The sequence below is a fragment of the Streptomyces canus genome (assembly GCF_030815415.1).
GTDB classification, from domain to species: Bacteria; Actinomycetota; Actinomycetes; order Streptomycetales; family Streptomycetaceae; genus Streptomyces; species Streptomyces canus_F.
In genome coordinates, this window is the sequence record NZ_JAUSWW010000001.1 from 2,297,692 (window position 1) to 2,310,696 (window position 13,005).

The 13,005-nt window shown below is 68.7% G+C and carries 11 protein-coding genes; 10 read left to right on the forward strand and 1 reads right to left on the reverse strand.

Annotated elements, in window-relative coordinates; translation table 11 throughout:
• The first annotated feature begins 133 nt into the window (after positions 1-133).
• The 3 genes from QF037_RS10755 (at position 134) to QF037_RS10765 (ending at position 2,687) form a co-directional block, all read left to right on the forward strand.
• A complete protein-coding gene (locus tag QF037_RS10755; RefSeq protein WP_307023995.1) occupies positions 134-1,705 on the forward strand; it encodes an alpha/beta hydrolase in 1,572 nt (523 codons plus the stop codon).
• A gap of 68 nt (positions 1,706-1,773) precedes the next feature.
• A complete protein-coding gene (locus tag QF037_RS10760; protein ID WP_307023998.1) occupies positions 1,774-2,172 on the forward strand; it encodes a RidA family protein in 399 nt (132 codons plus the stop codon).
• 20 nt (positions 2,173-2,192) lie between these two features.
• Positions 2,193-2,687, forward strand: coding sequence for a GNAT family N-acetyltransferase (locus tag QF037_RS10765; RefSeq protein WP_307023999.1), 495 nt, complete (start codon positions 2,193-2,195; stop codon positions 2,685-2,687).
• On the opposite strand, the gene QF037_RS10770 is transcribed toward QF037_RS10765, so the two are convergent.
• Positions 2,684-3,259 carry an adenylosuccinate lyase gene (locus QF037_RS10770; protein ID WP_307024003.1) on the reverse strand — a complete coding sequence of 192 codons (576 nt, stop codon included), beginning with the start codon at positions 3,257-3,259 and terminating at the stop codon, positions 2,684-2,686. The genes QF037_RS10765 and QF037_RS10770 overlap by 4 nt on opposite strands.
• Positions 3,260-3,637: 378 nt before the next feature.
• Between QF037_RS10770 and QF037_RS10775 the strand changes: the two genes are divergently transcribed.
• From QF037_RS10775 to QF037_RS10805, 7 genes are all read left to right on the forward strand, one after another.
• Complete coding sequence (locus QF037_RS10775; RefSeq protein WP_307024004.1) at positions 3,638-5,443, forward strand: 3-hydroxyacyl-CoA dehydrogenase family protein; 1,806 nt, start codon at positions 3,638-3,640, stop codon at positions 5,441-5,443.
• 136 nt (positions 5,444-5,579) lie between these two features.
• Positions 5,580-6,389 carry a TetR family transcriptional regulator gene (locus QF037_RS10780; RefSeq protein ID WP_307024006.1) on the forward strand — a complete coding sequence of 270 codons (810 nt, stop codon included), beginning with the start codon at positions 5,580-5,582 and terminating at the stop codon, positions 6,387-6,389.
• Positions 6,390-6,808: 419 nt separating this feature from the next.
• Positions 6,809-8,146: a crotonyl-CoA carboxylase/reductase gene (gene ccrA / locus QF037_RS10785; protein ID WP_307037102.1), complete on the forward strand. Its 1,338-nt coding sequence runs from the start codon at positions 6,809-6,811 to the stop codon at positions 8,144-8,146.
• Between the two features lie 17 nt (positions 8,147-8,163).
• The gene (locus QF037_RS10790) at positions 8,164-10,212 is read left to right on the forward strand and encodes a protein meaA (protein ID WP_307024008.1); all 2,049 of its coding nucleotides are present in this window, start codon (positions 8,164-8,166) and stop codon (positions 10,210-10,212) included.
• Complete coding sequence (locus QF037_RS10795) at positions 10,209-11,168, forward strand: HpcH/HpaI aldolase/citrate lyase family protein (RefSeq protein ID WP_266820829.1); 960 nt, start codon at positions 10,209-10,211, stop codon at positions 11,166-11,168. The genes QF037_RS10790 and QF037_RS10795 overlap by 4 nt, the downstream gene beginning before the upstream one ends.
• A 4-nt stretch (positions 11,169-11,172) precedes the next feature.
• Positions 11,173-11,700, forward strand: coding sequence for a MaoC family dehydratase (locus QF037_RS10800; protein ID WP_307024013.1), 528 nt, complete (start codon positions 11,173-11,175; stop codon positions 11,698-11,700).
• Between the two features lie 3 nt (positions 11,701-11,703).
• The gene (locus tag QF037_RS10805; protein WP_307024016.1) at positions 11,704-12,918 is read left to right on the forward strand and encodes an acyl-CoA dehydrogenase family protein; all 1,215 of its coding nucleotides are present in this window, start codon (positions 11,704-11,706) and stop codon (positions 12,916-12,918) included.
• Positions 12,919-13,005: the final 87 nt, after the last annotated feature.

A 13,005-nucleotide genomic window follows, 5' to 3' on the forward strand; every position in this document is an offset into this window, starting at 1 on the left:
GCGTTCGAGGGCATCCCACGGCCCAGTAGGGTCAAGTCTTGCCAGAACGCGTTCTTCCGGGCGCGCTTTCCGGGACGATGCGGCGTGGACCGTGACACCCGCGGTCCGAAACCCTCCGTCCTGGGAGGACGCCATGAGAAAACGCGCAGCCGTGCTGTGCGGCGTTTCCGTCGTCGTGGCCGGTTCGTTCACCGCCCTGCCCGCCGACGCGAGCACTCCGCGCACCGCGGACGCCACTCAGGCCGCGAAGCTCACCTGGAAGAGCTGCGGCACCACGAACTACCCGACGCTCCAGTGCGCGTCCCTCAAGGTCCCACTCGACCACCACCACCCGCACGGGCGGCAGATCACCCTCGCGTTGTCCCGTGTCCCGCACACCGCGAAGAAGTCCCAGGGCCCGCTGCTGGTCAACCCCGGCGGTCCCGGCGGCAGCGGTCTGACCCTCGCGGGATTCGTCGCCGGCTCGCTGCCCAAGGCGGTCGCGGCGCAATACGACGTCATCGGCTTCGACCCGCGCGGTGTGGGCAAGAGCAAGCCGGCGCTCGACTGCAAGCCCGGTTACTTCAACCCGGTCCGTCCGGACTCGGTGCCGAGCACCCCGGCCATCGAGAAGGCCAACCTGAAGCGGGCCAAGTCCTTCGCGCAGGCCTGCGGCAAGAAGTACGCCGATGTGCTGCCGTACATCAACACGGTCCAGGCCGTACGGGACATGGACTCGATCCGTGCCGCCCTGGGCGCGAAGAAGATCAATTACTTCGGTTACTCCTACGGCACCTATCTCGGCGCCGTCTACGCCAAGCTCTTCCCCGAGCGGGTGCGGCGCCTGGTCCTCGACTCGATCGTCGACCCCACCGGTGTCTGGTACGACGACAACCTCGCGCAGGACTACGCCTTCAACGACCGCCACCGCGCGTTCCTCGCGTGGGTCGCCAAGTACGACTCCACGTACAAGCTCGGCACCGATCCGGAGAAGATCGAGGCCAAGTGGTACGCGATGCGGGCGGCCCTGGCCAAGAAACCGGCCGGCGGGAAGGTGGGCGCCTCCGAGCTGGAGGACACCTTCATCCCGGGCGGCTACTACAACGGTTACTGGCCGTATCTGGCGGAGGCGTTCGCGGCGTACGTGAACGACAAGAACTCCGACCCGCTGGTCGAGGCGTACGAGAACTTCGCCGCCGTCGACGCCTCCGGCGACAACGGCTACAGCATCTACACCTCGGTGCAGTGCCGTGACGCCGACTGGCCGCGCGACTGGAGCCAGTGGCGCAATGACAACTGGACGGTGTACGAGAAGGCGCCGTTCATGACCTGGAACAACGCCTGGTACAACGCGCCGTGCGCGTTCTGGCCGACGAACTCGCTGCGGCCGGTGAACGTGGCCAACACCAAGCTGCCGCCGGCGCTGCTGTTCCAGGCGACGGACGACGCGGCCACCCCGTACGAGGGCGGCGTGACGGTCCACCGTCTGCTGCGCGGCTCCAGCCTGGTGGTCGAGCAGGGCGGCGGCAACCACGGCATCACGCTGAGCGGAAACGCCTGCCTGGACAAGTACCTGGCGGCGTATCTGACCGACGGCACGGTGCCGCGCGGCGGCGGCGAGGCCGACGCGGTGTGCGACACCCTGCCCGACCCGGAGCCGCTGAGCTCGGCGTCGGCCTCCGCGCGGGGCTCGACGCTGCACGGCATGCTCGGCTTCCGCGGCTGAGCGGTCCGCCGAGCAGGGTCTGAGGGCCCGTCGGGGGCATTGTCAGTGCCATGGTCCACCATGGACGCATGAGTGAGCTGACCAGGATTCCCGCCCCCGACGGGCTCGCCCCCGCCGCCCAGTACTCCCATGTCGTGCTGGGCACCGGCACGTTCGTCGCGATCTCCGGCCAGCTCGCCCTGGACGCCGACGGCGAACTCGTCGGCGAGGACGATCCCACCGCCCAGGCCCGCCAGGTCTTCGAGAACCTGCGCCGCTGCCTGGCCGCCGCGGGCACGACCTTCGACGACGTCGTCAAACTCACCTACTTCGTCACGGACATGGCACACCTGCCCGCCATCCGCACCGCCCGCGCCGAGCACATACCCGAGGACCGCCTGCCGGCCGCGTCCGCGGTCCAGGTGGCCGCGCTGGTGCGGCCCGAGTTCCTGATGGAGGTCGAGGCCTTCGCGGTGGTGGCTTCGTGAGCGGTCCTCGGGTACGCGAGATGACACTCGCGGACTGCGACCGTGTGGCCGAGATCCGGGTCCGGGGCTGGCAGAGCGCGTACCGGGGCCTCATGCCGCAGCCGTATCTGGACGCGCTGAGCATGAGAGAGGACGCCGAGCGCCGTCGCGAACGTCTTCGGCGGTCGGACGGCAGCGTGGTGAACCTCGTCGCGGAACAGGACGGAGACCTCTTCGGCTGGTCAGCGCACGGCCCCTACCGGGAGGCTGAAGTGCGCACCGCGGACGCCGAGTTGTACGCGATCTACGTGGACACCGGGCGGTACGGCGCGGGCATCGGCCACGCGCTGCTCCAGGAGTCGGTACGCCGCTGCACCGCCGCCGGGCACGACCGCATGTACCTCTGGGTCCTCAAGGGCAACGTCCGCGCCCGCGCCTTCTACGAACGGGCGGGGTTCCGGCCGGACGGCGCCGAGGAGCCCTTCGAGGTGGACGGGGTCGCGGTGCCCGAGGTGCGGTACCTGCGCGCGCTCTAGCGCGGCCTCGGGATCCGTCCCAGCGCCCGCACCGCCGCCTCCGCCAGCACCGGATGGGCCAGGGCCTCGTTCAGTACGGGGCGCGCGCGGGCGTCGCCCAGCTCACCGAGGCCCTCCACACAGGCGAGCGCCACCCGCCGGTACGGGTCATGCGGGCGCAACCGCCGCTCCAGCGTGGTGACGAGCGCGGGCACCGACTCGGGCGCGCGCAGTTCGGTCAGGAGTCTGACCGGGTGCAGGGCGTAGGCGACGCGCAGTTCGTTGGTGGCGAGGGCCGCGGCCGCGCGGGCGGTGCGCGGGTCGCCGAGGCGGGCCAGGGCGTACGCGGCGGAGGCGCAGCGCTGCGGTTCACGGTGGTTGAGCAGCAGGACGAGGGACTCGAAGGCACGGGAGTCCCCCGCGACCCCCAGCCGGAACGCGGCCAGCTCCCTCGCCCACAGCGGCCGCCCGGCCTCGACCAGCACCCCGGCCAGCTCGTCGAGGTCCTTCGTCTCCGCCAGCCGCCCGTACGACGCCGACTCCCCCGACTCCTGCCGTAAGCGCTCCGTGAGCGACCGCAACTCTTCGTCCATGACACGCAGCCTAGGGGGGTCGCGAGCGCCTCGGGACGTACATCACAAACACGGGGACTAGCGCGCTCGTTACCCGCCGGTTAAGCTCAGACGAGCGAGTTACCCACTCGCGGAACTCCTCGCGCCGGCCTGGTGACGCAGCCGTCGTGAGCGCAGTCGGTTCGGTACCTCTCAGGTATCGCAGTACGACGTGGCCCCGGGACAGGGCCGGTCGGTTTCACCGTTCTCCGGGCGTGTGCACGCCTGTGACGACGGCACCGCACCACCGGGCGTGTGCGCTTGCAGCCCGGCAACACCCGCATCCTCCACGCCACCCGGTGCGCCTTCGGGCGTACCGGGTCGCGCTCCCAGTCGTCACCTCATTCCTGGAGTCCCGCGATGGCCGCTCCCCTGTCCGACACCCCTCTGTCCCCGCTGCAGACCATTGCCGTCATCGGCCTCGGCACGATGGGCACCGGCATCGCCGAGGTCCTCGCCAAGGCCGGCCGCGAGGTCGTCGGCATCGACATCAGCGAGGCCGCGGCCGCCCAGGCCGTCACCGCCCTGGAGACCTCGACCGCCCGTGCCGTGGAGCGCGGCAGGCTGACCGAACAGGAGCGCGCCGGCATCCTCGCCCGGGTCCGCACCTCAACCGACCTGCGCACCGCGGCCGACGCCGACCTCGTCATCGAGGTGGCGCCGGAGTCGTACGAGATCAAGCACCAGATCTTCCGTGAACTCGACGGGATCGTGCGCCCCGAGACGATCCTGGCGACCGGCACCAACGCCCTGTCCGTCACCCGGCTCGCCGCCGACTCGGCCCGTCCCGAGCGCGTGCTCGGACTGCACTTCTTCAACCCGGCGCCGGCGATGAAGCTGGTCGAGGTCGTCTCCTCGGTGCTGACCGCGCCGGCCGCCGTCAGCGCGGTCACCGACCTCGCCCTCGCCCTCGGCAAGGAGCCCGTGGCGGTCGGCGACCGGCCCGGATTCGTCGCCGACGGACTGCTGTTCGGCTACCTCAACCAGGCCGCCGCGATGTACGAGGCGAGGTACGCCTCCCGCGAGGACATCGACGCCGCGATGCGGCTCGGCTGCGGACTGCCCATGGGTCCGCTCGCCCTGCTCGACCTGATCGGCATCGACACCGCGCGCACGGTCCTGGAGGCCATGTACTCCGAGTCCCAGGACCGGCTGCACGCCCCCGCGCCGATCCTCAAGCAGCTCAGCGAGGCGGGCCTGACGGGCCGTAAGTCGGGCCGCGGTTTCTACTCGTACGAGGCTCCGGGCAGCGCGACGGTCGTGGCGGACACCCTGACGCCGGCCGCCGGGGATTCCGGGACCCCCGGCCGTCCGGTCCGTTCCGTCGGCGTCGCGGGCTCCGGCACCATGGCGTCCGGCATCGCCGAGGTCTTCGCGAAGGCCGGTTACGAGGTCGTCCTCGCCGCCCGCAGCGAGGAGAAGGCCGAGACCGCCAAGGCCCGTATCGGCAAGTCCCTCTCGCGCTCCGTCGACAAGGGGCGGATGACCGCCGAGGCCGCCGCGCAGACCCTGGACCGGATCACGGCGGCGGGCTCGTACGACGCCTTCGCCGACGTCGATCTGGCCGTCGAGGCCGTCGCCGAGGACCTGGAGGTCAAGCAGCAGCTCTTCGCGGCGCTGGACAAGGTCTGCAAGCCGGGCGCGGTCCTGGCCACGACCACCTCGTCGCTGCCGGTCGTCGCCTGTGCCCGTGCCACCTCACGCCCCCAGGACGTGATCGGCATGCACTTCTTCAACCCGGCGCCGGCGATGAAGCTGGTCGAGGTCGTCCGCACGGTGCTCACCGCCGACGACGTCCACGCCACCGTCCGCGAGGTCTGCGCGAAGATCAGGAAGCACGCGGTCGACTGCGGCGACCGGGCCGGCTTCATCGTGAACGCCCTGCTGTTCCCCTACCTCAACAACGCCATCAAGATGGTCCAGGAGCACTACGCGTCGCTCGACGACATCGACGCCGCGATGAAGCTGGGCGGCGGCTACCCGATGGGTCCCTTCGAGCTCCTGGACGTCGTCGGGCTCGATGTCTCGCTCGCCATCGAGAAGGTCCTGCACCGCGAGTTCCGGGACCCGGGCCTGGCTCCGGCCCCGCTCCTGGAGCACCTGGTGGCCGCGGGCTGCCTCGGCCGCAAGACCGGCCGTGGCTTCCGCGAATATGCCCGCCGCTGAGCCGTCCGGCGACTGGTTCAAGGACGCCGAGGACTGGGGCGGACTGCTCGACCCCCACGGAACCCCCCTGCCCGCACCGGGCGGGGGGCGCCCAGGACATGAGCGCCAACCTGCGCACATGCAGTACGTTCGGGTCATGCCCCAGCCCGCCAAGTCCTCACGTACACCAGCTACGCCCGACGCGCCGGAAAGTGCCGCAGGCAGCCGTGCTGCCGCCCAGCGGCTCAAGATGCGCCGAGAACTGGCGGCCGCGGCGATGGAGCTGTTCTCGACCAAGGGGTACGAGGCGACGACCGTCGACGAGATCGCGGCGGCGGCCGGAGTCGCCCGCCGCACCTTCTTCCGCCACTTCCGCTCCAAGGAAGAGGCGATCTTCCCCGATCACGACGACACGTTGATCCGCGCCGAGGCCGTCCTCAACGCGGCTCCCCCGCACGAGCACCCGCTCGACACGGTGTGCAACGGCATCAAGGAAGTCATGCGGATGTACGCGGCCCGGCCGGAGATCTCGGTCGCCCGCTACAAGCTCACGCGCGAGGTGCCCACCCTGCGCGAGGCGGAGATCGCGTCGGTGGCCCGCTACGAGCGTCTGTTCACCCGCTACCTCCTCGGCCACTTCGACGAGCACGCGCACGACGACGACGCCAACGACGACCCGCTGCTGGCGGAGGTCGCCGCGTCCGCGGTCGTCACGGCCCACAACCACGTGCTGCGGCGCTGGCTCAGAGCCGGCGGACAGGGCGACGTGGAGTCACAGCTGGACCACGCCTTCGCGATCGTGCGCAAGACGTTCGGCTCCGGCATCGGGGCCGGGCGCAGCACCACCCCGAAGCCGGCCGCCGCGACGGTCTCGGCCCACGGCGAGGTCCTGGTGACGGTCGCCCGCACCGACGCCCCGCTCGACGAGGTCATGAGGACCATCGAGGAGGCGCTCAAGGAGCGCTGAGCACTACTGCATCGCTGTGATGACGGCCACCCCTCGGGGTGGCCGTTTTCGTGTGCCTCCACCCGATTTCCAGGGGGTTTCCAGCGGCGTTCGATCGATCATCGCTCATGTGTTACGTAAAGATTTCATCTGAGAGCTTTTCCTGGCACTCAGTGCCTTGCGGAGTGACACGCGGTGTCATACGTTGAAGGAGTCCGGGCGGCCGGCGTGCAGAGACCATTCGTACGCCGGCTGTCCCAACAAGTCATCGACTTGCCCGCCCGGACGCCTGCGTCACAGGCAACCTCCCGCGCCACAAAGCGCTGCCGAAGCACCACCTCGCCGAACCGACGGCACTTCGAAAAAACCCTCAGCAGCACCGACGTAACCCTCAGCGTCCCTCCCTCAGGACGCGTATCGCCGGAGGCAACACCGTGACCGTGAAGGACATCCTGGACGCGATCCAGTCGCCGGACTCGACTCCGGCCGACTTCGCCGCTCTGCCGCTCCCCGAGTCGTACCGCGCGATCACCGTGCACAAGGACGAGACGGAGATGTTCGCGGGTCTGCAGACCCGCGACAAGGACCCCCGCAAGTCGATCCACCTGGACGACGTCCCGGTGCCGGAGCTCGGCCCGGGCGAGGCCCTGGTCGCCGTGATGGCGTCGAGCGTCAACTACAACTCCGTGTGGACCTCGATCTTCGAGCCGCTGTCCACCTTCGGGTTCCTGGAGCGCTACGGCCGCACCAACGACCTGGCCAAGCGGCACGACCTGCCCTACCACATCATCGGCTCCGACCTCGCGGGCGTCGTCCTGCGCACCGGCCCCGGCGTGAACGCCTGGAAGCCGGGTGACGAGGTCGTCGCGCACTGTCTGTCCGTCGAGATGGAGTCCTCCGACGGCCACAACGACACCATGCTCGACCCCGAGCAACGCATCTGGGGCTTCGAGACCAACTTCGGCGGCCTCGCCGAGATCGCCCTGGTCAAGTCGAACCAGCTGATGCCCAAGCCGGACCACCTCAGCTGGGAGGAGGCCGCCGCACCGGGCCTGGTGAACTCCACCGCCTACCGCCAGCTGGTCTCCCGCAACGGCGCCGGCATGAAGCAGGGCGACAACGTCCTGATCTGGGGCGCCAGCGGCGGACTCGGCTCCTACGCCACCCAGTTCGCCCTGGCCGGCGGCGCCAACCCGATCTGCGTCGTCTCCAGCGACCAGAAGGCGGACATCTGCCGCTCGATGGGCGCCGAGGCGATCATCGACCGCAACGCCGAGGGCTACCAGTTCTGGAAGGACGAGCAGACCCAGGACCCGAAGGAGTGGAAGCGCTTCGGCAAGCGCATCCGCGAGCTGACCGGCGGCGAGGACATCGACATCGTCTTCGAGCACCCGGGCCGCGAGACCTTCGGCGCGAGCGTCTTCGTCACCCGCAAGGGCGGCACCATCACCACCTGCGCCTCGACCTCGGGCTACATGCACGAGTACGACAACCGCTACCTGTGGATGTCGCTGAAGCGGATCATCGGCTCGCACTTCGCCAACTACCGCGAGGCCTGGGAGGCCAACCGGCTCATCGCGAAGGGCAAGATCCACCCGACCCTCTCCCGGGTGTACTCCCTGGAGGAGACCGGCCAGGCCGCCCACGACGTGCACCGCAACGTCCACCAGGGCAAGGTCGGCGTGCTGTGCCTGTCGCCCGAGGAGGGTCTGGGCGTGCGCGACGAGGAGATGCGCGCCAAGCACCTCGACGCCATCAACCGCTTCCGCAACATCTGAGACACCCGGGGTCATAGATGACTGAGCGTCAGCCCGCCGCAGGCAAGCGGGAGAAGGACCGGCCGTGGCTCATGCGCACGTACGCCGGCCACTCCACGGCCGAGGCGTCCAACGAGCTGTACCGGCGCAACCTCGCCAAGGGTCAGACCGGCCTGTCGGTGGCGTTCGACCTGCCGACGCAGACCGGCTACGACTCCGACCACATCCTCGCCCGCGGCGAGGTCGGCCGGGTCGGCGTGCCGATCGCGCACCTCGGTGACATGCGCCGGCTGTTCCAGGACATCCCCCTGGAGCAGATGAACACCTCGATGACGATCAACGCCACCGCCATGTGGCTGCTGGCGCTCTACCAGGTCGTCGCCGAGGAGCAGGGTGCGGACATCACCAAGCTCCAGGGCACGACCCAGAACGACATCGTCAAGGAGTACCTGTCCCGGGGCACGCACGTGTTCCCGCCGGTGCCCTCGCTCCGTCTGACGACGGACATGATCTGCTACACGGTCAACCACATCCCCAAGTGGAACCCGATCAACATCTGCAGCTACCACCTCCAGGAGGCGGGCGCCACGCCCGTGCAGGAGATCGCGTACGCGATGTCGACGGCGATCGCGGTCCTGGACGCCGTCCGGGACTCCGGTCAGGTGCCGGCCGAGAAGTTCGGTGACGTGGTCGCCCGTATCTCCTTCTTCGTGAACGCGGGCGTCCGCTTCGTCGAGGAGATGTGCAAGATGCGCGCCTTCGGCCGCATCTGGGACAAGGTCACCCGCGAGCGCTACGGCATCGAGGACCCCAAGCAGCGTCGTTTCCGCTACGGAGTCCAGGTCAACTCCCTCGGACTGACCGAGGCGCAGCCGGAGAACAACGTCCAGCGGATCGTGCTGGAGATGCTGGCCGTGACCCTCTCCAAGGACGCACGCGCGCGTGCCGTGCAGCTGCCCGCCTGGAACGAGGCCCTCGGTCTTCCCCGGCCGTGGGACCAGCAGTGGTCGCTGCGCATCCAGCAGGTCCTCGCCCATGAGAGCGACCTGCTGGAGTACGAGGACATCTTCGAGGGCTCTCATGTCATCGAGGCGAAGGTCGAGGAGCTCGTCGAGGCGTCCCTCGCGGAGATCGACCGGATCCAGGAGATGGGCGGCGCGATGGCCGCCGTCGAGTCCGGCTACCTCAAGTCGCAGCTCGTCTCCTCACACGCCGAGCGCCGGGCCCGGATCGAGTCCGGCCAGGAGAAGATCATCGGCGTCAACATCTTCGAGACGACCGAGCCGAACCCGCTCACGGCCGACCTGGACACCGCGATCCACACGGTCGACCCGGCGGTCGAGGCCCGTGTGATCGAGAGCCTGCGGCACTGGCGCGACACCCGCTACCAGCCGCCCTTCAACCACCCGCGCCCGTGCAAGGCGCTGGAGAAGCTGAAGGAGGCCGCCAAGGGCACCGGCAACCTCATGGAGGCCACCCTGGAGTGCGCCCGCGCCGGTGTCACGACCGGCGAGTGGTCCGGGGCGCTGCGCGAGGTGTTCGGCGAGTTCCGGGCACCGACCGGGGTCTCGTCGGCGCCGGTCGCGGTGCCGGCGGAGGAGGGCTCGGCCATGGCGGACGTGCGCCGCAAGGTCGACCTGACGGCCCGGGACATGGGCGTCGGCAAGCTCCGCTTCCTGGTCGGCAAGCCGGGCCTGGACGGGCACTCCAACGGTGCCGAGCAGATCGCCGTGCGGGCCCGTGACGCCGGGTTCGAGGTGGTCTACCAGGGCATCCGGCTGACGCCCGAGCAGATCGTGGACGCGGCCCTCGCCGAGGACGTGCACGCGGTCGGCCTGTCCATCCTGTCCGGCTCGCACGCCCAGCTGGTGCCGGACGTGCTGGAGCGGCTGCATGTGGCCGGTGCCACAGATATACCGGTGATCGCCGGTGGCATCATCCCGAACGGGGACGCCGCACAGCTCAGGGCAGCCGGAGTGGCCGCGGTGTTCACCCCGAAGGACTTCGACATCACCGGGATCATCGGCCGCATCGTCGACGAGATCCGCAAAGCGAACAAGCTCGACCCCCTGGAGGTCCCCGCATGACCGTCAACCGTCTGCGTCCCCGCCGCTCGTGTCTCGCGGTGCCGGGAAGCAACCCCCGCTTCCTGGAGAAGGCGCAGGGCCTCCCGGCGGACCAGGTCTTCCTCGACCTGGAGGACGCGTGCGCCCCGCTCGCCAAGCCCGAGGCGCGGCACACCATCGTCAAGTTCCTCAACGAGGGCGACTGGACGGGCAAGACGAGGGTCGTGCGCGTCAACGACTGGACCACCGAGTGGACGTACCGCGACGTCGTCACGGTCGTCGAGGGCGCCGGCCAGAACCTCGACTGCATCATGCTGCCGAAGGTCCAGACGGCCCAGCAGGTCGTCGCCCTCGACCTGCTGCTGACGCAGATCGAGAAGACGATGGGCTTCGAGGTCGGCAAGATCGGCATCGAGGCGCAGATCGAGAACGCGCAGGGTCTCAACAACGTCAACGAGATCGCGACGGCCTCCCAGCGCGTCGAGACGATCATCTTCGGCCCGGCCGACTTCATGGCGTCCATCAACATGAAGTCGCTGGTCGTGGGCGAGCAGCCGCCCGGCTACCCGGCGGACGCCTACCACTACATCCTGATGAAGATCCTGATGGCCGCCCGCGCCAACAACCTCCAGGCGATCGACGGCCCCTACCTCCAGATCCGCAATGTCGACGGCTACCGCGAGGTCGCCCAGCGCGCCGCGGCGCTCGGCTTCGACGGCAAGTGGGTGCTGCACCCGGGCCAGGTCGAGGCGTCCAACGAGATCTTCTCGCCGTCCCAGGAGGACTTCGACCACGCCGAGCTGATCCTGGACGCGTACGAGTACTACACGTCCGAGGCGGGCGGCAAGAAGGGCTCCGCGATGATCGGCGACGAGATGATCGACGAGGCCAGCCGCAAGATGGCCCTGGTCATCTCCGGCAAGGGCCGTGCCGCCGGCATGCAGCGCACCAGCAAGTTCGAGATTCCGGAGGCCTGAGGCCATGCAGTTCGGGCGCACCTACGAGGAGTTCGAGGTCGGGGCGGTCTACAAGCACTGGCCCGGAAAGACGGTCACGGAGTACGACGACCATCTCTTCTGTCTGCTCACCATGAACCACCACCCGCTCCACATGGACAGCAACTATGCGGAGAGGACGACGGACTTCGGCAAGAACGTCGTCGTCGGGAACTACATCTACTCGCTGCTGCTCGGCATGTCCGTCCCGGACGTCTCCGGCAAGGCGATCGCCAACCTGGAGATCGAGTCGCTGAAGCACGTGGCGCCGACCTTCCACGGCGACACGATCTACGGCGAGACGACCGTGCTCGACAAGTGGCCCTCCAAGTCGAAGAACGACCGCGGCATCGTCCACGTCGAGACCAAGGGCTACAAGCAGGACGGCACGCTGGTCTGCGTGTTCCGCCGCAAGGTCATGGTGCCGACCGAGACCTACATCAAGGAGCGCGGCGGCGAGCAGCCCGGCCGCCCGGAGCTGACCGCACCTGCGGAAAAGAACACGGAGAAGTAAGCCATGGCCCGTCTCGCCCAGACCGCCGGTCTGACCGACATCCAGCAGGAAATCCTCTCCACCGTCCGCGACTTCGTGGACAAGGAGATCATCCCGGTCGCCACCGAGCTGGAGCACCGCGACGAGTACCCGCAGAGAATCGTCGACGGCCTCAAGGAGTTGGGCCTGTTCGGCCTGATGATCCCGGAGGAGTACGGCGGTCTGGGCGAGTCGCTCCTGACGTACGCGCTGTGCGTCGAGGAGATCGCCCGCGGCTGGATGTCGGTGTCCGGCATCATCAACACCCACTTCATCGTGGCGTACATGCTCAAGCAGCACGGCACGCAGGAGCAGAAGGACCACTTCCTGCCCCGCATGGCGGCCGGCGACATCCGCGGCGCCTTCTCGATGTCGGAGCCGGGCCTGGGCTCGGACGTGTCGGCGATCACGTCGAAGGCGGTGAAGGACGGCGAGGAGTACGTCCTGAACGGCCAGAAAATGTGGCTGACGAACGGTGGGACGTCGAGTCTGGTCGCCGTACTCGTCCGAAGTGACGAAGGACTCACTCCCGAAGAGGCGGCCGCCAAGCCCCACAAGTCGATGACGACCTTCCTCGTCGAGAAGGAGCCCGGCTTCGGAGAGGTCCGCCCCGGCCTCACCATCCCCGGGAAGATCGACAAGATGGGCTACAAGGGTGTCGACACCACCGAGCTGATCATGGATGGCCTGCGCATTCCGGCCGATCGGGTGCTCGGCGGGGTCACCGGCCGAGGTTTTTACCAAATGATGGACGGCGTCGAAGTCGGCCGCGTCAATGTGGCGGCGCGTGGCTGCGGCGTCGCTCAGCGTGCTTTCGAGCTGGGCGTCTCGTATGCCCAGCAGCGTCACACTTTCGGCAAGCCGATCGCCCAGCACCAGGCGATCCAGTTCAAGCTCGCCGAGATGGCTACCAAGGTCGAGGCCGCGCATGCGATGATGGTCAACGCGGCACGCAAAAAGGACTCCGGGGAGCGAAACGACCTTGAGGCTGGGATGGCGAAGTACCTCGCCTCCGAGTACTGCAAGGAGGTCGTGGAGGACGCCTTCCGGATCCACGGCGGCTACGGCTTCTCCAAGGAGTACGAGATCGAGCGCCTCTACCGTGAGGCTCCGATGCTGCTGATCGGTGAAGGTACCGCCGAGATCCAGAAAATGATCATCGGTCGCAGGCTGCTCGAAGAGTATCGATTCCAGGGCTGATTGTCCGGATACGGGGTGTTTTCTTGGAGAAGAAGGTCACACCCCGTCAACACTCTTCAGCCGCCGACTCGGCTTCCTGGCTTGCCC